The sequence below is a fragment of the Paludisphaera sp. genome, assembly GCF_037189885.1.
In the GTDB taxonomy this organism is placed as follows: Bacteria; Planctomycetota; Planctomycetia; order Isosphaerales; family Isosphaeraceae; genus Paludisphaera.
On sequence record NZ_JBBCIR010000054.1, the window covers coordinates 107,944 to 127,945 of the forward strand.

Below are 20,002 nucleotides of genomic sequence, written 5' to 3' on the forward strand. Positions count from 1 at the left end.
CCGAGGCGACATCACGGGAGCATATTCGGTGGATGATCGTTCCTTGGCAATTCGACGGGCATCAGGGGAGCGGAATCAGGGGGCCGTGCGCGCCGACCTTTCCAGGGCGAGGCTCGGCGACCAATGCTCCATGTTCCATGAGCGTGCAACCCGCGTCCCCTCTCCCGCCGGGAGAGGGTGGGGCCCGAAGGGCCGGGTGAGGGTCGTCGGACGGTACGAAACGCGGCGGTTCACGATTCGCGCGGCCGGCGCTAGCTGTTCGAGGCGCGTCGGCTTTCGTCCCATTGTGGCGCGGGCGTCTCGCCTGCATGGCGTCGGCTCGCGCGTATAGGTGGGACGCCCGCGCCACAAAAGGCGATTCGCGCGGCCGGAGCGATCCCCGAAGCGCGACGGCCCTCACCCGCCGGTGGCGCGGCCGCCCTCTCCCGGCGGGAGAGGGGACGGAATACGGCCGCCCGCGAATGGGTTTCACACATCGATTTCGACGAACGAAGCCAACTTGAAATCGTGATAAACTGATGATGGACATCGGGTTGTCGCGACTGGGACTGCCGGCCCGTGGCGCGAACGAAGCCAACTTCTCGCGGGCTCGCCGGGTCATCGGCGGGCCGGCCCTCGGCCGTCGTCGGCGATGAGGGCGGGGGGCGGATCCTCGCCGAGGGAGGCCCAGGCGGTGACGGGTCGGCCGTCGGGGGCGAGGGCGAGGAGCTTCACCACCAGGGGGCCGGCGAGGGGCGCGGGGCCCAGCCGGATCGGGCGGGAGTCGAGCGAGCCGCCGGCCGGGATCGCCCCCGGGCCGAAGGCGGCGCGGAACTCGTCGGGGCCGAGTCGACCGGGCTGGATCGGCGAGCGGTGGGCGTCGGGGGGGGGCGTGACGGGCTCCCACGCCAGGCCCACCAAACGTGCCGGAGCGACCCCCCGCTCCCGGGCCGAGAGCCGGAGCATCACGCCGCCGTCGGCCGAGGCGTAGGCGCGGGCCGACAGGTCGACCCTGGGCGCGGCCGGGAGGATCGCGGCAGTCACCTGGAGGTCCGACTCCGCGAGGGACTCGACGCGGACCCGGACGGCCTTCCCCCGGACGCGATCGACCAGGACGTGGCGCGGGCTGGCCCCGGCCGCCTCCCACAGGTCGTCGCGCCCCTCGGCGACCCGCGACGGCCTCGGCCCGGCCGCCGGCCACGTCCCGGCGCGGTCGCGGTCGCGATAGCCGGCGAACGCCGGGCCCTCGGGCCGGGCGTGGAGGTCGAAGGCCCAGGCGCGGAACAGGTCCTCGAACCGTCGCCCGGTCGCCGCCTCCAGGTTCGCGACCCCGTGCAACTCCGAGGCGACCAGCGTGGGGAGGAGGTCGGGGCCGAAGCGGTCGGCGCACCAGCGGAGGAACAGGTACGTGCTGCCGCGGTTGCCGTGGCTGCGGAACAGGTCGGCCGAGTAATAGTCGTCCACCACCAGCCGGTAGCGCTCCGGCCGCGACAGGAACGCGCTGACGCGGTAGTCGAGGTTCGATCGGCCGAAGCCGTGGAGATCCTCGTTGAGGTGGGCCATGGCCTCGTCCAGCCACCCTTCCTCCTCCAGGGGCGTCCCGGCGCCGATCGGCCGATGCAGGGATTTTCGCGTGTAGACCACCGCGTGCGTGTATTCGTGGGCCATGACCGCGCGGAGGTGCGGCCCGGCGCGGAGGGCGGTGCTCAGGTGCATCACGTCGCCGCGGTCGCCGAACGGCGGGGGGAACGCGGGGTCCAGGTCGGTCACGCGGACGTAGCCGTCGACGGCGTGCCGGCCCCCCGCCAGGCGCGTCAGCCGGCTGGAGAAGAAGACCGTGAAGCGGCCGTCGCCGTCGGCGTCCTCGGCCAGGCCGATCGTCCGGGCGGCGACCGGGTGGACGTGGTCGTCGAAGGTCTCCACCACGTCGGCCAGCGTCTCGGCGTCGACCCGCCCCCGGTCGTCGTCGGCGACGTACACCTGCACGCGGCGGCCGACCGCGCTCAGCGTCCCGGCCACCTTCTCATAGTTGGAGGCGATCCCCACGTCCCCCTCGCGGGTCATGATGTGGAAGTCGCGGCGGGGCTCGGGGGGGAGGAGCGGCGGCTCCGGCTCGGCCGCGACGGCCGGGGCGACCAGCCGCGGCGGCCGCGCGGGGGCCTCCGGCGCGATCTCCACGGGCGTCGCCCGCTCGACGGCCCGGTTGGACAGCCTCATGGGGAACGGCCCGGCCTCGCGCGACAGCGACGAGACGACGACGAGCAGGTCGCCCGCCGGCGCGTCGGCGGGGACGTCGAACGCGGCGACGCCGTCGCGGACGGCGATCGCGACCGGCTCCCCCAGCCGCCAGGGGGAGCCGCCGTCGGCGAGGACGGGCCTCGGGCCGGTCGCGGCCGGCCCCAGCGCCAGGAGCGCCGCGGCGAACGCCGGCAAGGCCCGACCTCGGGTGCGCTTCGTCATCCCGACCCCTTCCCCACCGGACCCCGACGCGCCTCCCCCGGCGACCCGACGGCCGCCAGGCCGGGGCGCGACAGGCATTTCGATCGGTCCCGCTCGACGCGCGGCTTGAGCCGATTGCAGGGGTCGTCCGGCCTCGCGGGGAGGGGCGGCGACTTGAGTTTTTCATGGAGGGGGCCGGCCTCGCGGGCGTCGGGGTCAAGCGGGGGGGGCGGCCGTGCCGATAATAGGAGGAGGGAAGATCGCCGGGATCGCGTCAGCACAGGAAAGGCCCACGTTTCATGGACCTTCGACCGCAACACATCCGCCGCCTCGCCGCGGTCGTCGGTCTGGCCGGGGCCTGCGCCCTGACCGGGTGCGCGCGCGACCGCTATTTCGCGTCCACGCCCAGCCCCGGAGGACGGACCGCGTTCCGGCCCTCCCTGGACCGGCCGGACGTCAAGCCGATGTTCGTCGGGGGCTACGCCGGCCACGACTACAACCGCATGACTCGCCCCAAGCCCATGCGCGTCGAGCCGATGCGCTACGAATGATCCGGGATTCCGCCGACGGACGGTGTTGACCGTTCGCGCGGGATCGGGGAAACATGGTGAAGCCGGGCGAGAAGTTCCGTCGGCGGGGCGGCCGTCCCGCCCGGCCGGGTGCCTTACCAGGGAGGGGCGGTCAAGGACGATCGCCGTCGTAACCGCATGTCCGAGCAGACCATGGTGTCCGAAGCGGTCGAAGCCACGGAATACGTCGACGGCCCCATCGAGGGCGTCGAGATCCGCCACCTCAAGAAGTTCAGCGATAATCGCGGGTGGCTGATCGAGATCTTCCGCCACGACGGGCTGGAGGAGGATCGCTGGCCGGTCATGACCTACATCTCGTCGACGCTCCCCGGCGTCGCGCGGGGGCCGCATGAGCACGTCGACCAGACCGACGGCTTCGGCTTCGTCGGCCCGTCGGACTTCAAGCTCTACCTGTGGGACGCCCGCAAGGACAGCCCCACCTACGGCCACCGCCACGTCGAGATCATGGGCGAGTCCAACCCGGCCGCGGTCTGGATCCCCCCCGGCGTCGTCCACGCCTATCGGAACGTCGGCGAGGTCCCCGGCCTGGTCCTCAACGCCCCCAACCGCCTCTACGCCGGCTGGGGCAAGAAGGAGCCGGTCGACGAGATCCGCCACGAGGAAGCCGACCCCCCGCGGTTCCTGCTCGACTGAGCGGGGCGGCCTCGGCAGTTCCTTCGAAACGACGCGGCGGGCGAGGCGGATCGATCCGATCGCGCCCCGCCCGCCGTCGGCATTCATCGGCCTCGGTCGCGTCAGGGCTTGGCGACGCCGATCGTCCCCACGGCCAGTCGGCCGCCCGCGTCGCCGGAGGGCTGGCTGACCAGGTCGTCGGCCTTCTCATGCACCACGACGCCGCGGCCCAGGATCGAGGTGGGGCCGTGGAACTTGAGGAGCGAGTCCTTCAGTTCCAGGGTGGCCTTGCCGTCCTCGTCGGCCACGATGTTCCCCAGGTCGCCCACGTGGCGCTCGGGGGAGTGGACGTCGGCGTGGGGGTGGCTGGTCGGGTTGAAGTGGCCGCCGGTCGCCATGCCGTCTTCCGACCACACGCCGAACTCGTGGATGTGGAAGCCGTGGGGGCCGGGCGTCAGGCCGGTGAGGATGGCCTGGACGTGCATCTTGTCGCCTTCCTGGGTGAAGGTGATGCGCCCCTCGACCCTGCTCCCCTTGGTCGGGATCATGATCGCCTCGGCCTTGGTGACGGCCGGGGCGTCGTGGGCGTCGGCGTGCTGGGCGAAGGCCGGGGTGGCCAGGCCGATCAGGCCGCACAACGCCACGGCCGCGGCGCTTCGGTAGATCGTCATCGTCTTCATTCTCCTGGGGTTGTGGCTGACGTCCGCGCCGCCGGCGGTGCGGCCGGCGGCGCTGCCGAGACGATCGAGGGTAGCCGCCCGAGGGTCCCGCCTCAAGGGGCCGGGCTCGATCGATCCCGTACATTGCATGCAAAGGCCGGGCCGCCGGATTATCCGCGACGGCCCCCCCGACGGCGACCGCTTGCCCCGCGCCGCGCCGGCCGCGATCATGGTGACACGGTCCGCCTCGCGATCTCACCGGGATCCTCGATCATGTCGACGCCGGAATCGCCGCTGTCCCCCGCCGAGTCCCTCGCCCTGCTCCGCGTCCTGCTCGCCGGGACCAAGGGGGCCAAGGCGGCGGACGTCCGCAAGGATCTGGACCCGATCCTCGGCCGACGTTGGCCGGGCGGCGAGCTGGCGGCGGTGGTCGAGCGGGCCCTCATCAAGCTGGCCGCGTCGGGGCTGGTCGTCCGGTCCGAGGGGAGGACCGCGCGGGCGCCGTCGACCTTCGCGGCCACCGACGAGGGCCGCCGCGCCGCGCTGGCGGCGCTGGGCGTGAAGGAGCTTCCCGCGAAGCCCAAGCCGACCTGGGCGAGCCTGAAGAAGTCGCTCCTGACGGCGACGGCCCTGGGGCTGGCGGGGTCGGCGACGCTCGCCAAGGACGACGTCCTCCGCGCCGTGCTGCTGGACCGCCTGGCCGGCCTGGGCCTGGGGGGGACGCCGACGCTCAAGCAGGCCAGGGACGCCTGGACGCGCAAGCACCTGGGCATGGGACCCAGGGAGAAGGTGACGCTGGAGACCGTCCAGGCCGCCCTGCTCCGCCGGGCGCTCGCCAACGCCCCGCTCACCCCCCTCCCCTCCAAGGCGTCGCTCGACCGCCTGATCGCCGAGCGGCTGGGCGCGGCCGGCAAACCGCTGAAGGACCTGCGCGACGAGGTCATCCGCCGCTGGGCCGTCGAGGAGGCGGCGGACGCCGGGCCCGAATCCCCCGCGACGGCCGAGGCCCCCGCCGCCCCGCCGCTGGAGCTGGCCGAGTTCGCCCGGCTCGTCCGCGAGGCGGCGCGGGGCTGCGAGTCGGGCCGGCACGGCGACGACAAGGTCTTCGTCGTCCACGTCTGGCGGGCCCTCGGCGACGAGCCGGCCTTCCGCGACGGCGACTACGCCCTCTTCAAGAGGCGCCTGGCCGAGGCCAACAACGCCCGGCTCCTCAGCCTCTCGCGGGCCGACCTCGTCCAGGCGATGGACCCCGAAGACGTCCTGCTCTCGGAGGTTCCCTATATGAACACCTGCTTCCACTTCGTCCGCGACGACCTGGGCCGGGAGTCCCCCTCATGAACGCCGCCCCCGACGCCCGAGCCGCCGCGTTCTGCTCGCCCGCGGCCGCCGACCCGTTCCACGCGGTCGCGACGGCCTCGGACGTCTGGCGTCCCGACCCGTTCGACGTCCGGACGATCCACGCCCGCGTCCGGTCGTGGTTCGACCGGGCCGTCGAGCGCGCGGCCGCCGCCGACGGGCCGGCGACGGGCCGCCTGCTGCTCCTGCTGGGCGAGTCGGGCAGCGGCAAGACCCACCTCATGCGGGCGTTCCGCGCCCGGCTCCACGGCGAGGGCCGGGGCTACTGCGCCTACATGCAGATGACCTCGTATACCGGCGACTACGCCCGGTACGCCCTGAACAACGTGGTGGACTCGCTGGACCGGCCGTACTTCGAGGGGCGCGACCCCGAGTCCGGCCTCCGGCGGATCTCCGACCGCCTCGTCGCCATGCTCCCCGACGCCGGCCGCGAGGCCGTCGACCGGCTCCGCGAGGGGGGCATGAGCCAGGCCGCGGCCGACTCCCTCGTCTCCGACCTGGCCGACGCGCTGATCCGCGACCCCCGGCTGGGGGGCGTCGACGTCTACCTGATCCAGGCGATGCTCTACCTCCAGGCCGACGACCCGGCGATCCATGCTCGCCTGCTCAAGTACCTGCGCTGCGAGTCCATGACCGACCGCGACCGCCGCTACCTCGGCGGGCTGGACCCGAGCACCTACGCCGACGCCTGCTCCCGCATGATCGAGCGGCTCGGCAAGCTCATCCACGCGGCCGACCGGGCACCGCTGGCGATCTGCGTGGACCAGCTCGAGGACGTCTTCGACCTGGACGAGGCCGGTCCCAAGTTCCGCCGCGCGATGGCCACGCTCTGCGACCTGCTCAGCCGCGTCCCCTCGGCCATCGTCGTCGTCTCGTGCCTGGAGAACTTCTACGACGAGCTGAAGCCGATGCTCACGCGGCCGGTCCGCGACCGCGTCGAGCACGACCCCCGCCCCGCCGTGCTGGAGACCCCGTGCGGCCCCGACGAGGTCCGCGACCTGATCGCGCGGCGGCTCGAATTCCTGTTCCGCTCGCGGGGCGTCGAGCCCGACCCCGAAGACCCCACGGCGCCCATCCCCGCGTCGCTAATCTCCGCCCTCGTCGGCCTCCGCGCCCGCGACGTCCTCCAGGAGTGCCAGGCGTACCGCGAGCGCTGCGTCGAGGAAGGGAAGATGGCCGCGTACCCTCCCTCTGAGGGGGCCGCGCCGCCCCGGCCGCCGGCGGCCGTCGACGAGGGCCGTCGCGCCTTCATCGGGATCGAGCAGGCGTGGAACGACTTCCGCTCCGCCCAGGCCGACCCGGTCCCGACCGAGGATCCCGAGCTGGCCGAACTCCTGGCCCGCGCGCTCCGCGAAGCCGCCGACGAGCTCGGCGACGACCCTCCGGCCGCGCGCGTCCAGGCCGACGACCGCTTCATCCTCTACGAGGGGCCGAGGACGAAGTTCGTGGCCGCCATCTGCAACCGCGGCCAGCAAGGGGGCGGGCTGGGGAAGCAGATCGACGAGCTGGAGAGCTGGGCCGCGGCGCACAATCGGCGCTCCGTGGCCGTGCGTTCCGTCCCATTCCCGACCGGCGGCCGGAAGACGCGGATCGCCGCGATCCTGTCCGAGTTCGAGGCCGACGGCGGCGCGTGCGTCGTCGTCGAGGATTCCGACTGGCGGGCGATGGCCGCCTTCGTCGCCTTCCGCGCCCGCAAGGCCGACGACCCCGCCTTCGAGCCCTGGCGCCGGGACGCCCGCCCCCTGACCAGCCTGCGGCCGTTGCGCACCATCCTGAACCTAGACGCCACAGCGTCCGAGGGGACCAGCATATGAGCGAACATCGAAACTCGATCCGACGCCGCGACGCCCTGGCCGCCTTCGCCGCGGTCGCGCTGGGGGGCTCGCGCGGGCGAGCCCGGGGAGAGACCGACCGCCCGTGGGAGCTGTCGACCTTCTCCGCCGACGTCACGCCGCCGGTCGGGCACCCCTGCATGGGGGGCGGGATCGAGCCGGTCAAGAGCGTGGCGGATCCCCTGGAGGCGATCGGCGTCGTGCTCAGGGGGGGGACGCTGGAGAAGCCGGTGGCGATCGTGTCCGTCGACTGGTGCGAGATCCGCAACGACGCCTACGACCGCTGGCGCGAGGCCGTCGCGAAGGCCGTGGGGACCGACCCCTCCCGCGTCATGCTGTCGGCCGTCCATCAGCACGACGCCCCGATCGCCGACCTGGAGGCGGAACGGATCCTGGAGCGCGAGGGCTGCGTCGGCCGTGTCTGCAACCTCGATTTCCATGAGCTGGCCGTCGGCCGCGTGGCCCGCGCCGCGGGGAAGGCGATGAGGAAGCCGCCGCGACGCGTCACCCGCGTCGGCGTCGGCCGCGCGAGGGGCGAGCGGCTGGGGGCGAGCCGGCGGTTCGTCCGCCCCGACGGCTCGATCACCCACGCCCGCACCAGCGCCTCGAAGGATCCCGACGCCCACGCGGCCGACGAGGGGCCGATCGACCCGTTCGTCACGGCCGTCGGCTTCTGGGACGGCGACGAGCCGGTCGCCTGCCTGAACCACTACGCCATCCACCCCATGAGCTACTACGGCAAGGGGGAGGTCTCCGCGGACTTCGTCGGCATGGCCCGCCGCGCCCGCGCCAAGGCCATGCCCGGCGTGGCGCAGGTCTATCTCTCCGGCTGCGGCGGCGACGTCACGGCCGGCAAGTACAACGACGGCTCCCCGGAGAACCGCCCCGCGCTGGCCGCTCGCCTGGAAGCCGCGATGGCCCGCGCCTGGGAGGCTGTCCAACCGTCGCCCCTGGAGGCGGCCTCGTACCGCGTCGAGCCCCTGACCTTCACCGCGAGGGAGGACGAGGGCTTCACCGAGGCCGACCTCCTGGCGCGCCTGAAGGACGACTCGAAGCCCTTCGGCCAGTGCCTCGCCGCGATGGGCCTGAGCTGGCGCGCCCGCCTCGCCGCCGGCCGGCCGATCGACCTCCCCGCGCTCGACCTGGGCCCCGTCGCCCTGGTCCTCTGCCCCGGCGAGACCTACGTCGCGTTCCAGCTCCTGGCCCAGCGCCTCCGCCCCGACAAGCCCGTCGTCGCGATCGCCTACGGAGACGCCGCCACCGGCTACATCCCCACCGCCGACCGCGTCGCCGAACGCGACGCCAACCTCCACGACTGGTGCTGGGTCGCCCCCGACGCCGAGGCGGTGCTGACGGAGGGGCTGGAGAAGGTGCTCAAGCCGGCGACCTGATCGATCCGCGAGGAGAGCGGGAGGACGGACCGTGGCCGATCTGGACCCCAGACCCGACTGGACGCTCCTACCCGCCGAGTTCCATTATCTCGTCCCGGCGGTCGAGCGCTATGGCGCCCTCATGGCCCTGAGCCGTCCGTTGCCGCGGCGCCTCAAGCGGCGAGAGATCGCGGAGCTTCGCGATCTCGCCCTCCGGGTCGGCTGGAACAACCACGACCTCCTCCTCCAATCATGGGAGATTGAACATTCCATCGCCGGTCATTACCGCGAGGTGGAACTCGTCGAAGGGCTCTTCATCCTCCTGGATTACCTGGGCTTCGACGTGTCCGACTACGGCCCGAAGCAGGAGCCCGAGTGGACCTTGGGCCTGTGGGAGACCCTCCACTATCGCGTCTTGCAGGGGCATGTCGACGCGTTGATGGAGTTAGTCCCCGAGGACGAGGCTTTCGATGTCGCCGTCAAGGCCCTGGAGAGAGCGCCGGAGAAGGGCCTGGCGGACGTTGCGTTCTTCATGCTGAAATCCTTCCAGACGGGACGACCCCTCGATTGGATCGAACGCCACGCGCACGCCGTCGAACTCGGAGGGCCCGAGGGGACTGGGTGGCCTCCGTGGGATTTTTGGTATGAGCTCGCCACCGTCTCCGAAATCTCCTGGGCGCGTGCCGAGGCGTGGCTTGAGCGCGGCCGGCCATTGAGCCTGGTCGCGCTCGGGGCCCTCGCCGAGATGGCCGGGGACAGCGAGTCTCCGGTCATCCAGGAGGTCGACCCGAAGCTCCTCGATCCCGTCCCTTTCGATCGGGCGGCGCGGCGTCTCCGCGACTATGCGGCGTCGGACCCGACGCCCTGGGTGACACGGAAGGTGGAGCATGTCCTCGAGCGGTGGTCAGATATCGTCGGCGCTCGGTAGCCTCAGAGGCGGCTCGCGCTCCGTTCGTCGCGCTGGACCCGTCCCGCCTACTTCGCGAACTCCGCGTGGGGATGCGTCGTGTAGAAGTGCAGCCCGCGGCGGGGGTCGTTGAAGCGGTAGAGGGGGACGGCGCCGTCGATCGGCTCCGCGAGGACGTGGAAGGCGACGCCCTCGCGGACGAAGAGGCGGGGGCGGATGTTTTCGGCGGCGGGGTCGGTGGTGTAGAGGTGGTCGACGCGGCCCCGGAACAGCTCGACGGGGACCGCGCCCGGCGTGTCGGCCAGGGGGACGTGGCCGGCGATCCCTTCGAGCGCGTAGGCGCCGGGGACGTCGATCGTCGGCGAGAGCGTGTAGCGGTGGCCGCCGGTCCGCGCGTTGAGCCAGCGGTGGAGCGGCGCGAAGCCCTCGCGCGGGCCGACGAGGACGTAGCCCAGGATCCCCTGGCGGTCGAGTCGCGTGAGGTCGAACTTCAGCGCGACGAATTCGCGGTCGTAGTCGATGCCGCACAGGACGCCGAAGTCCTTGTACATCGCGGCGCGCTTCATGATCTCGGCGTTGAGCTTCTGGTTGACCGAATCGGCCTGGCCGTCGACGACCTGGGTGGCGATGGCGTCGAACTGCCGGCCCAGCAGCTTCGCCAGCAGCCCGGCGACCCCCTCAAGCTCCGTCCGCTTGACCTCGTCCACCTCGACCCGGAACCGGGGCGAGCCGTCGACGCCGGCCTCGACGTGGACGCTCGCCTTGATCTCGAAGCGGAACTTCCGCCAGCCGTCCCTCGATTGCGACGTCGCCTCGGAGATCGGGCCGGAGGCCGGGGCCTTGTACTCCCCCTCCGCCGTGAACGCCGCCATCAGCCTGCGCTGGTGGGGATCGATCCCCGCCAGCCGGAAGGAATGCACCGACCCGCGATACTTCTCCTCCTGCCGGAACGGCACCTCCGGCAGCTTCTCCACCACCCCCGCGATGTAGCCCTTCTCCAACTTCACTTCCGTCGCGGCGCGCGCGGGGACGGCCGGGATGAGGATCAGTCCCAGCAGGACGGGGAGCGGGAAGGCGAGGCGACGCATGATCGTCGGGTCCTCGATGGAGTGGGGAGGGGGACGCGGCGGCCCGCGTTCTACCACCCCGTCGGGGATCCGGCCAGGCGAGATCGTCCCCGGGCGCGCCCTTCGGCCTCGGCGGCCGGTCGCCGCGATCGGAGAAAATCTCGGGATTCCTGAAATCTGGCCGGGCTTGCCCAAGACCATACGGGTTGTTCGATAACCGTGCTCTTTGACATCCCGGAAGCAATCGAGCGACGCAACCGAGCCCGGAGCCGCGCTCGCCAAGCCCATCTCCTCCTGGCGGCACCCGGTGGAAACCCTCGCCGGAGCGATGCGCCTCCCCCCTTCTCCCCTCGTGGGAGCAGGTGGCCTAAGGCCGGATGAGGGGGCGACCGCCGTCGCGTCCCCCGGCCCGCGAGGGACTCCGCGCCGACGCCTCTCGGTCGCGCCCCCCTCATCCGCCCCTCCGGGGCACCTTCTCCCACAGGGGGGAGAAGGGATGCTCATCCGAACCACGAATGGACCGGCGGAGTTCACCGCGTCGGCGGTCCCTCCCGATCGCCGGGGGAGGCGGCGAGCGAGAAACCACTTCGAAAACGACGAACGAAGCCAACGCGGTTTGTCTATAAAGCGTTCTCGGGGATTGGCTTGCGTGTCTGGTGGCGGCGGCCGTGGCGCGCGAACGAAGCCATTTGGTGGAGCTTCCGGCGTCCCGGAGATCGTCGCGAATTCAGGCCGGCGGGCCGCCTCGCCTACAGCGTCATCTCGGCCCGCACGACGCCCTCTTCGAGGTCGCGGGTGGTCTTGAAGCCGAGCCGCTCGCAGACGCGGAGCATCTCGATGTTCTCGGGGAGGATCTCGCCGACGACGCGGGCGACGCGCTCGTCGCGGCCGACTTGCAGCACGCGGCGCAGGAGTTCGGAGCCCAGGCCGCGGCCCTGGAATTCGTCGCTGACGATCAGGGCGAACTCGGCGTCGTCGGTCCCCCGGATCTTGCTCAGGCGGCCGACGCCCAGGATTCGGCGCTCGGCGGTCTGGGGATCCCTGGCGACGGCGACGAGGGCCATCTCGCGGTCGTAGTCGATGAAGCAGATGCGGGTCAGCCGCTCGTGGGCGACGCGCGTGCTGTACTTCATCGCGTGGAAGTAGCGGAGCGACACGCTGCGGTCGGAGAGCGTGGCGTGGAACTTCACCAGCAGCGGCTCGTCCTCCGGCCGGATCGGGCGGATCGTGATCGGCTCCCCCTTCTTCGACGTCCAGGAGAACGTGTACTGCGAGGGATACGGCCGGATCGCGGCGCGCGGGAGGTCCTCGGCGTGGATCAGCGGGCCGTGGACGATGATCCGGGCGTCCAGGACGATCAGGCGGTCGGGCGAGGCGAACAGCGGGTTGACGTCGATCTCCTTGATCCACGGCTGCTCGACCACCAGGTCGCTGAAGCGGACCAGCAGGCGCTCCAGCGCCGCCATGTCCACCGACGCCTGGCCCCGTATGCCCCTGAGCGCCGCGTGGACGCGCGTCTGCTCCATCATGCGGCGGGCGAGCGTCGTGTTCAGCGGCGGCAGGCCGAGGGCGCGGTCGCCGAGGACCTCGACGTGCCGGCCGCCGGCGCCGAACAGGAGGACCGGGCCGAACTGCGGGTCGAGGCCGCTCCCCAGCATCACCTCCACGCCGGCGTCGGGCTGGACCATCGGCTGGACGCCGACGCCCTGGAAGGCGTCGCGGCCGGCGGCGGCCGTCACGGAGCGCTCGATGGCGTGGAACGCGCCCCGGACGGCGTCGACGTCGTAGAGGTTGAGGCGCACGCCGCCGACGTCGCTCTTGTGGGTGATGGTCGTCGAGTTCAGCTTGACGGCGACCGGCCAGCCGAAGCCCTCGGCCGCGGCGACCGCCTCGTCGGCCGTGGTCGCGACGACGGTCGGCACGGCGGGGACGTCGTAGAGCGTCAGCACGCGCTTCGACTCGGCCTCGGACAGGATTTCGCGCCCCTCGCGGCGGACGGCGGCCAGGATCGCGGCGGCCTGGTCGCGCGGCGAGCCGGAGGCGGCGTCGTCGGCGGGCATGGTCGGGGTCTGGTAGATGCCCTGGAGGTTGTAGGTCGACTGCCACATCAGGGCGAAGACCCGGGCCGCGGCGTCGGGGTGGGGGTAGGTGGGGATGCCCGCCTCGTTCAGCGCGGCGGTCCCGCGCTCGACCGATTCGCCCCCCATCCAGCAGGCGAGGACCGGCTTGCCCAGCACCTTGGCGTGCTGGCGCAGCCGCCCGGCGACGGCGGTGGGGTCGGTGGCGGACTGGGGGGTGAGGATCGTCAGCAGGCCGTCGACGCCGTCGTCGCGCGCCAGCGCCTCCACCGCCTTGCCGAAGCGCTCCGGGTCGGCGTCGCTCAGGACGTCCACGGGGTTGCCGCGGCTCCAGCCGGCGGGGAGGAAGGCGTCGAGATCCCGCAGGGCGTCGGCCGACAGCTCGGCCGGCTCGGCCCCGTGCTCCACCAGCGCGTCGACGGCCATCACGCCGGGGCCCCCGGCGTTGGTGACGATCGCCAGCCGCGGCCCGCGCGGCCGCGGCTGCTTGGAGAGGACGTCGGCCATGTCGAAGACGTCGGCGATCGAGTCCACCCGCAGGACGCCCACCCGGCGGAAGGCCGCCTCCAGCACCTCGTCGCCGCCGACCATCGCCCCGGTGTGCGTCGCCGCCGCCCGCGCCGCGGCGTCGGTCCGGCCCGCCTTCAGGACGATGATCGGCTTGGTCAGCGCCACCTCGCGCGAGGCCGACAGGAACGCCCTCGCGTCGCCGATCGACTCCATGTACACGACGATGCTCTTGGTGTGCGGGTCGTCGCCGAGGTAGTCGATCAGGTCGCCCCAGCCGACGTCCAGCATCGAGCCCACCGACACGAACGCGCTGAAGCCGACGTTCTCCTTGCGGCTCCAGTCCAGCACCGCCGCGTCCAGCGCCCCGCTCTGGCTGATGTAGCCGACGCTCCCCGGCCGCGGCGAGCCGTGGGCGAAGGTGGCGTTCATGCCGATGGGGGGCCGCATCACCCCCATGCAGTTCGGCCCGACCACCCTCAGGCCCCCCGTGCGGGCCCGCTCCAGGACCTCGGCCTCCAGGCGGACCCCCGCCGGCCCGGACTCGCGGAACCCGGCCGAGATCACCACGGCCCCCTTCACCCCGGCCGCGGCGCACTCCGAGATCACCCCCGGCACGGTCGCCGCCGGGGTCGCCACCACCGCCAGGTCGACCGGGTCGGGCACCGACGCCACGTCGCGGTAAGCCTTGATCCCCAGCACGTTCCGCCGCCCGGGGTTGACGGGGAAGACCGTCGCGCCGAAGGGGTTGCTGATCAGGTTCCAGAGCACGGCGCGCCCCGGGCTGCCGGCCTTCTCCGTCGCCCCGATCACCGCCACGGTCCTCGGCGCGAAGATCGCGTCCAGCGGCCTTTCCCCCGCCGCCTCCCCCGTGATCCTCCCCTTGAACAGCCGATTCATGGCGACGACCCCCCGACGACCAGCCGATCCCCACCCCATCGTAACCCGACGGTCGCTCGGCTCGAAGGAGGCCGTCTCGTCAGCCCTCGCGGCCGAGCCAGAGCGCCGCCAGGGCCGCGACGGCGACGTAGTGGACGACGGCCAGCGCCCAGACCCTCGCGCGGAAGCCGCGCTTCTCCACCGACGTCTTGTGATGGAAGACCCGCTGGGCCAGGATCGAGCCCGGCGCGCCCCCGACCAGCGCGAAGCCCTGCAGGACGCGCTCCGGCACCCGGTGGCCGACGTCGGAGCGGCTCCAGCCGCGCTCGACGGCGACGTACTTGTCGGCCCCGTAGACGATGAAGGCCACGACGTTCGCGCCCCAGCTCCACGCCAGGTACAACGCCAGCGGCGCGAGGCCCGCGGCGGCCGGGTCGCTCCAGGCCCACGTCGCCGCCGCGGCGATCGCCAGCGCCGGCATCGCCATCAGCCAGCTCCCGGCGGCGAGATCCGGGGCCGCCCCGCGGCGGATGGAGCACTCGTGGGCCAGCGCCCGGGACGCCCGGACGATCAGCCCCCCGATCCCCATGGCCATCCCGAGGCCCAGCACGACCGCCGAGATCGCCCACGCCCCCTCGTGGCTGAACAGCCACTCCGAGTCGCGGAGCCGCGGCTCCACCAACAGGATCACCAGCACCGCCGTCGCCCCCGCCGAGGCCGCCAGCGTCCCGTGGAACACCCCCCACGTCCACGCCGACGTCTGGGCCTCGCGACGCACCAAGTTGCGGATCATCCCCATCTCGCCCGCCCCCGACCCGGAACCGATCGCCCGCCCCCAGACTACGGCCGCGACCGAGGCCAGTCCACGCGCGACGCGCTAGATCCTATCACGCTCCGCCCCCATCGCGGCGACCGTCCGGGGAATCGCCAAACAATACATATGGTCCGGTGTTGATAATTGGTTGCGTGGGCGTGTGCGATGAGGGTGTCGCGGTTCTGCGACGAACCACGCCTGGAGGAGGTGAATCCTGATTTGGAAGACGCCGTGGTTCCTCGTCGCCTCATGGGTCACCGCATGAGTTCCTGCTAGTCGTGTTCACCGCCGGAAACGCGACCATTCCACGCCGAGCTTGCGCATGCGGGAGCGGAGGGTGTGGGGGTTGACGTCGAGGAGCGCGGCGGCGCCGTGGGGGCCCTCGACGCGGCCGTCGGCGCGGGCGAGTGCCTGCTCGATGTGGGCGGCGGCGGCCTGGTCGAGCGTGGGGAACGGGGCGTCGTCGCCGCGAGGGCCGGCGGGCGGCGGGATCGACGGGGTCGGCCGGGGGGCCGAGGGGACGCCCAGGGCGCGGGCCACGTCCAGGCCCGCGCCGTTGCCGAGGATCGCGGCGCGCTCGATCACCGCGGCCAGCTCGCGGACGTTCCCCGGCCAGGGGTATCGGACCAGGAGGCCCACGTCCTCGGCCGTCGGCGTCAGGTGGGGCACCCCCAGCCGCTTCGCGGCGCGGGCGGCGAAGTGCGCCGCCAGCGCGGGGACGTCGGCCAGGCGCTCGCGCAGCGGGGGGAGGTGGATCGGGAAGACCGCCATCCGATACCAAAGGTCCTGGCGGAATCGGCCGTCGTGGACCATCGCGTGCAGGTCGCGGTGCGTCGCGGCCACGATCCGCACGTCCACCCGCCGCGGCTTCTCGCCGCCGACCCGCTCGTAGCGGCCGTCCTGGAGGATCCGCAGCAGCCGCACCTGCGCCGCCGGGGGAAGCTCGCCGCACTCGTCCAGGAACAGCGTGCCGCCGTCGGCCCGCTCGAACCACCCCTTGCGCTCGCCGACGGCCCCGGTGAAGCTCCCCTTCTCGTGGCCGAACAGCTCGGAATCGACCAGCTCCGACGGGATGGCGCCGCAGTTGACGCGCTGGAACGGCCCGGCCGCGCGCCGGGAACGCTCGTGGATCGCGCGGGCGACGACCTCCTTGCCCGACCCCGTCTCGCCCAGGATCAGGACCGGGGCGTCGGCCGTGGAGACCAGCTCGATCTGCTCCATCACCTCGCGCAGCCCGGTCTCGGCCCCGACGATCGACCCGGCCACGCCGTCGCGGTCGAGCCGGGAGCGCAAGCTGCGATTCTCGGCCTCGGCCGCCTCGCGGAGCTGCACCAGCTCGCGCAGGCGGCGGTCGTTCTCCACGGCCACCGTCAGGGGCTCCACCAGCGCCGTCGCCAGGTCGCGGCCCCCCGGCCCGAACCCGCCCGGCGCCGAGGTCGCCATCAGCAGGACGCATGGCCCCCCCTGCTCCGGGTCGAGGGCGGCGGCCAGGATCGACCCCTCCACCCCCCCGGGCACCAGGCCCGGCAGCCGCGCCCCCAGCGTCCGACGGTCGCCGGCCAGCACCTCGCCGCGCCCGCTCCACTCCAGGAGCCGCGCCAGGTCCGCCGACGCCAAGGGCGTCCTCGCGCCCTCCGACGCCCCCCCCGCCGACCGCTCCATCGCCGCCGTCTCCACGCTCCCGCCCACCCGGTCCACCGAACGGATCACCAGGGCCTCCAGCGGCAAGCGGCCCGCCAGGAGGGGGAACGCCCCCTCCAGCGTCTCCGACAGCGTGAGATGCCGCGATACCACCCGCCAGATGTCCAGAAGCCAGAGGCCGAGATCGCTCATGGCCCTATTGTCCCAGGAAATATCAAGGTGTCCAGGAAATATCATGGCCCGTGCCGTGGCATGTCACGGGTTGGTGGTGCCGGGAACAGGGTAAATTCTCCATTTTGATATTCCCGACCGATGTGGTCGGGGTTTCGCGGCCGGATTCGATCTTGGCATCACGGTTGCTCTAGGGACGTGTGTTCTTGACAATCCCTACCGAAGAAGTGGAGCATGAGCCTCGACGGCCGGCGGACCCTGAAATCGAGACGCGCCAGGACGGGCGCGATGGGTCGCCGGAGAGGGCCGAGGAGCGACGTCGGGGGGCTTTCGATGTCATTCAGGGCGACGCGAACGATGGACGCGACGAGCGCGAGCACGACGGGACGCGGGCGATGGCGGGGGATGCGGGCGGCGCTGGCGATGGTCGCGGCGGCGGGGGCGCTGGGGTGTAGCGAGGCGGGGGCGGACCTGAAGGTCCCGGTCTTCCCGGTGACGGGGAAGGTGACCTTCGAGGGGGAGCCGGCCGCCGGCGCGTTCGTGGTCTTCCATCCCCGGACCCCCCCCCGGGAGGGCGACACCCCCTCCAGCCCGAGGGCGACCGTGCAACCCGACGGGTCCTTCGCCCTGACGACCTCCACCGAGGGGGACGGGGCCCCGGCCGGCGACTACGCGGTCACGGTCCAGTGGATGAAGCCCGTCAAGCAGGGGAAAGACCTGGTCCCGGGGCCGAACGTCGTCCCGAAGGCCTACGCCGAGGCGTCCAGCACGCCGCTGACCGCCTCGATCCGCGAGTCCGACAACGCCCTGGAGCCGTTCGCGATCACGAGGAAGTGACCGCCGACAGGCCCCAGTCCACCGAACACCGACGCCGACGCGCAACCGAACACCAACACAGGCCCGAATCGAAACGAGGAATCGAACGATGGATCGTCCCAGTCTCCGCCGCCCCCGCCGGGGCTTCACGCTGATCGAGCTTTTGGTGGTGATCGCGATCATCGCCGTGTTGATCGCCCTCCTGCTGCCGGCCGTCCAGGCCGCCCGCGAGGCCGCCCGCCGCGCCCAGTGCGTCAACAACCTGAAGCAGGTCGGCATCGGGTTCCACAACTTCCACGACGTCAACAGCCACGTCCCCAGCAGCATCCGGCCGTCGGGCCTGACCAACGCCCCCCGCGTCGCGGCGATCCTGGGCATGCTCAACTACCTGGAGCAGACCCAGATCTACAACGCGGTGAACATCGACATCACCTGGGGCGACCCGGTCAACTGGACGGCGGTCAAGACGCGGATCAACACCCTGGCCTGCCCCTCGTCCTCGGCCGACCCCGCCCGGCTCGACGGCATCCCGGAGCCCCAGCCGTACTCGGCGAGCTGGACGCCGACGATCGCCGCGATCACCGACTACTCGCCGATCGTCGGCATCGACGCCCGCCTGAGCGCCTACGGGCTGTTCCCGGCCGGCTCGACCCCGCCCGAGTCGCTGATCGTCAAGAACAAGAAGACCCGCCTGGCCGACGCCACCGACGGCCTCTCCAACACCATCGTCTTCGTGGAATCGGCCGGTCGCCCGCTCGTGTATCGTCGCGGCGGCCGGACGATCGGCACGGTCCCGACGAACCGCGTCAACGCCGGCGGCTGGGCCCGCCCCGCCAGCGACGTGACGCTCAACGGCTCGACGGCCGACGGCTCGGTCTTCCCCGGCCGGGCGGTCATCAACGCCGCCAACGGCGAGGACGTCGCCGGCCAGCCGTTCCCGCATCCCTACTACGTCACCGAGGGGACCGGCGCCCTCTTCTCCTTCCACACCGGCGGGATCAACGTCCTGCTGGGCGACGGGTCGGTCCGATTCATCAAGGATTCGGTCTCGCTCCCCACCTTCGCCGCCCTGGTGACCCGCGCCGGGGGCGAGGTGATCTCGTCCGACCAGTATTGATCTGGACGGCGGACGCCCGAATTGTCGACTATTCCTATAGGGCCGGCCCGCGCGAATCCCGCGCGGGCCGGCTTCGAGCCTTTCCCGCCCGATCTCGAGGACGTTCATGGAGATTCGCCCTTCCCGCCCGTTCGCCCGGCTCGGCCTGACGGCCCTGGCCGCGGTCGTGTCCGCCCTCGTCGTCGGCTGCGGCGGCGAGCCCGCCCGCAACGGCGACTCGCTGAAGCTCGGCGCCTACTCGGTCGTCCGCGAGGTCTTCCACGACGGCATCATCCCCGCCTTCTCGAAGCACTGGGAGGAGAAGACCGGCCGCAAGCCGACCTTCCAGGAGTCGTACAACGCCTCCGGCGCCCAGGCCCGCTCGATCGCCTCCGGGTTCGACGCCGACGTCGCCGTGCTCTCGCACTCCGGCGACATGGAACTGCTCGTCAAGGCCGGCAAGGTCGACTCCAACTGGAAGGACGGCCCGAACAACGGCATCCTGACGCACAGCCTGGTCGTCATCGGCCACCGCGAGGGGAACCCCAAGGGGATCCAGGACTGGTCCGACCTGGCCAGGCCGGGCGTCGGCGTCCTCTACCCCGACCCCAAGACGTCCGGCGGCGCCCGCTGGAACATCAACGCCATCTACGGCTCGGCGTTCCTGGAGGCCAAGGCCAAGGACGCGGCGAACCCCGACCTGGCCGCGGCGCGGGAATTGCTAGGGAAGGTCCAGGCGAACGTGGTGAACATGGACCAGTCGGGCCGTCAGAGCCTGGCCAACTTCGCCCGCTCGCGCGACGTTGACGCCGTCGTCACGTATGAGAACGAGGTGCTGCTGCGGGCCAAGGAGAAGGACCCGATCCCCTACGTCATCCCCCCGGCGACCCTGCTGATCGAGAGCCCCGCCGCCATCGTCGGGCCGTCGGTCGAGAAGCATGGCAACCGGGAGCTGGTCGAGGCGTTCGCGGAGTTCCTCCGCTCGGACGAGGCGCAGGCGATCTTCGTCGAGTACGGCTTCCGGCCCGTCAAGCCGGGGGCGACGCCCCTGCCCGACCGTCCGGAGCCGGAGAAGGTCTTCACGATCGACGACCTCGGCGGATGGGCGACGCTCGAGGACGAGCTGTACTCCACCAACGGCCTGTGGACGACGATCGCCGCGGAAGCCGTGAAGAACCGGGGGAAGTGA

General features: G+C 72.2%; 15 protein-coding genes. 9 read left to right on the forward strand and 6 right to left on the reverse strand.

Going from position 1 to position 20,002, the window contains the following annotated elements:
• Nucleotides 1–597: 597 nt before the first annotated feature.
• Nucleotides 598–2,439, reverse strand: a complete 1,842-nt coding sequence (locus tag WG209_RS16010; protein WP_337176072.1) for a hypothetical protein — start codon at nt 2,437–2,439, stop codon at nt 598–600.
• A 278-nt stretch (nt 2,440–2,717) separates the two neighbouring features.
• Between WG209_RS16010 and WG209_RS16015 the strand changes: the two genes are divergently transcribed.
• The gene (locus tag WG209_RS16015) at nt 2,718–2,969 is read left to right on the forward strand and encodes a hypothetical protein (protein WP_337176073.1); all 252 of its coding nucleotides are present in this window, start codon (nt 2,718–2,720) and stop codon (nt 2,967–2,969) included.
• A gap of 171 nt (nt 2,970–3,140) precedes the next feature.
• Nucleotides 3,141–3,641 carry a dTDP-4-dehydrorhamnose 3,5-epimerase family protein gene (locus tag WG209_RS16020; protein ID WP_337176074.1) on the forward strand — a complete coding sequence of 167 codons (501 nt, stop codon included), beginning with the start codon at nt 3,141–3,143 and terminating at the stop codon, nt 3,639–3,641.
• 101 nt (nt 3,642–3,742) lie between these two features.
• On the opposite strand, the gene WG209_RS16025 is transcribed toward WG209_RS16020, so the two are convergent.
• Nucleotides 3,743–4,291 carry a superoxide dismutase family protein gene (locus WG209_RS16025; RefSeq protein ID WP_337176075.1) on the reverse strand — a complete coding sequence of 183 codons (549 nt, stop codon included), beginning with the start codon at nt 4,289–4,291 and terminating at the stop codon, nt 3,743–3,745.
• 261 nt (nt 4,292–4,552) lie between these two features.
• On the opposite strand from WG209_RS16025, the gene WG209_RS16030 reads away from it, so the two are divergent.
• The 4 genes from WG209_RS16030 to WG209_RS16045 are packed head-to-tail and all read left to right on the forward strand — an operon-like array spanning nt 4,553 to nt 9,765.
• Nucleotides 4,553–5,617 carry a hypothetical protein gene (locus WG209_RS16030; protein ID WP_337176076.1) on the forward strand — a complete coding sequence of 355 codons (1,065 nt, stop codon included), beginning with the start codon at nt 4,553–4,555 and terminating at the stop codon, nt 5,615–5,617.
• Entirely contained in the window at nt 5,614–7,449 is a 1,836-nt protein-coding gene (locus WG209_RS16035; protein ID WP_337176077.1) for an AAA family ATPase, read from the forward strand. The genes WG209_RS16030 and WG209_RS16035 overlap by 4 nt, the downstream gene beginning before the upstream one ends.
• Nucleotides 7,446–8,858, forward strand: coding sequence for a hypothetical protein (locus WG209_RS16040; RefSeq protein WP_337176078.1), 1,413 nt, complete (start codon nt 7,446–7,448; stop codon nt 8,856–8,858). The genes WG209_RS16035 and WG209_RS16040 overlap by 4 nt, the downstream gene beginning before the upstream one ends.
• A gap of 31 nt (nt 8,859–8,889) precedes the next feature.
• Nucleotides 8,890–9,765, forward strand: coding sequence for a hypothetical protein (locus WG209_RS16045; RefSeq protein WP_337176079.1), 876 nt, complete (start codon nt 8,890–8,892; stop codon nt 9,763–9,765).
• A 47-nt stretch (nt 9,766–9,812) separates the two neighbouring features.
• Here WG209_RS16045 and WG209_RS16050 read toward each other — a convergent pair whose 3' ends face one another.
• From WG209_RS16050 to WG209_RS16065, 4 genes are all read right to left on the reverse strand, one after another.
• Nucleotides 9,813–10,832, reverse strand: coding sequence for a hypothetical protein (locus WG209_RS16050; protein ID WP_337176080.1), 1,020 nt, complete (start codon nt 10,830–10,832; stop codon nt 9,813–9,815).
• A 728-nt stretch (nt 10,833–11,560) separates the two neighbouring features.
• Nucleotides 11,561–14,296: a bifunctional acetate--CoA ligase family protein/GNAT family N-acetyltransferase gene (locus WG209_RS16055; protein WP_337176081.1), complete on the reverse strand. Its 2,736-nt coding sequence runs from the start codon at nt 14,294–14,296 to the stop codon at nt 11,561–11,563.
• A 79-nt stretch (nt 14,297–14,375) separates the two neighbouring features.
• On the reverse strand, nt 14,376–15,068 hold the full coding sequence (locus tag WG209_RS16060) for a DUF1294 domain-containing protein (protein ID WP_337176082.1): 693 nt from the start codon (nt 15,066–15,068) through the stop codon (nt 14,376–14,378).
• Between the two features lie 303 nt (nt 15,069–15,371).
• Entirely contained in the window at nt 15,372–16,922 is a 1,551-nt protein-coding gene (locus tag WG209_RS16065; protein WP_337176083.1) for a sigma 54-interacting transcriptional regulator, read from the reverse strand.
• Nucleotides 16,923–17,258: 336 nt separating this feature from the next.
• Between WG209_RS16065 and WG209_RS16070 the strand changes: the two genes are divergently transcribed.
• The 3 genes from WG209_RS16070 to WG209_RS16080 all read left to right on the forward strand — a co-directional run bounded on the left by WG209_RS16070 (nt 17,259) and on the right by WG209_RS16080 (nt 20,002).
• Nucleotides 17,259–17,738, forward strand: coding sequence for a hypothetical protein (locus WG209_RS16070; RefSeq protein WP_337176084.1), 480 nt, complete (start codon nt 17,259–17,261; stop codon nt 17,736–17,738).
• Nucleotides 17,739–17,826: 88 nt separating this feature from the next.
• Complete coding sequence (locus tag WG209_RS16075; RefSeq protein WP_337176085.1) at nt 17,827–18,834, forward strand: DUF1559 domain-containing protein; 1,008 nt, start codon at nt 17,827–17,829, stop codon at nt 18,832–18,834.
• Nucleotides 18,835–18,940: 106 nt separating this feature from the next.
• Nucleotides 18,941–20,002 carry a sulfate ABC transporter substrate-binding protein gene (locus WG209_RS16080; protein WP_337176086.1) on the forward strand — a complete coding sequence of 354 codons (1,062 nt, stop codon included), beginning with the start codon at nt 18,941–18,943 and terminating at the stop codon, nt 20,000–20,002.

Excerpts from the sequence above, each read along its gene's own strand:
- WG209_RS16010 (WP_337176072.1), bottom strand. The coding sequence starts at position 2,439 with ATGACGAAGCGCACCCGAGGTCGGGCCTTGCCGGCGTTCGCCGCGGCG.
- WG209_RS16030 (WP_337176076.1), top strand. The coding sequence starts at position 4,553 with ATGTCGACGCCGGAATCGCCGCTGTCCCCCGCCGAGTCCCTCGCCCTG.
- WG209_RS16070 (WP_337176084.1), top strand. The coding sequence starts at position 17,259 with ATGGACGCGACGAGCGCGAGCACGACGGGACGCGGGCGATGGCGGGGG.
- WG209_RS16035 (WP_337176077.1), top strand. The coding sequence starts at position 5,614 with ATGAACGCCGCCCCCGACGCCCGAGCCGCCGCGTTCTGCTCGCCCGCG.
- WG209_RS16020 (WP_337176074.1), top strand. The coding sequence starts at position 3,141 with ATGGTGTCCGAAGCGGTCGAAGCCACGGAATACGTCGACGGCCCCATC.
- WG209_RS16075 (WP_337176085.1), top strand. The coding sequence starts at position 17,827 with ATGGATCGTCCCAGTCTCCGCCGCCCCCGCCGGGGCTTCACGCTGATC.
- WG209_RS16050 (WP_337176080.1), bottom strand. The coding sequence starts at position 10,832 with ATGCGTCGCCTCGCCTTCCCGCTCCCCGTCCTGCTGGGACTGATCCTC.
- WG209_RS16080 (WP_337176086.1), top strand. The coding sequence starts at position 18,941 with ATGGAGATTCGCCCTTCCCGCCCGTTCGCCCGGCTCGGCCTGACGGCC.
- WG209_RS16025 (WP_337176075.1), bottom strand. The coding sequence starts at position 4,291 with ATGACGATCTACCGAAGCGCCGCGGCCGTGGCGTTGTGCGGCCTGATC.
- WG209_RS16040 (WP_337176078.1), top strand. The coding sequence starts at position 7,446 with ATGAGCGAACATCGAAACTCGATCCGACGCCGCGACGCCCTGGCCGCC.
- WG209_RS16055 (WP_337176081.1), bottom strand. The coding sequence starts at position 14,296 with ATGAATCGGCTGTTCAAGGGGAGGATCACGGGGGAGGCGGCGGGGGAA.
- WG209_RS16015 (WP_337176073.1), top strand. The coding sequence starts at position 2,718 with ATGGACCTTCGACCGCAACACATCCGCCGCCTCGCCGCGGTCGTCGGT.
- WG209_RS16065 (WP_337176083.1), bottom strand. The coding sequence starts at position 16,922 with ATGAGCGATCTCGGCCTCTGGCTTCTGGACATCTGGCGGGTGGTATCG.
- WG209_RS16060 (WP_337176082.1), bottom strand. The coding sequence starts at position 15,068 with ATGATCCGCAACTTGGTGCGTCGCGAGGCCCAGACGTCGGCGTGGACG.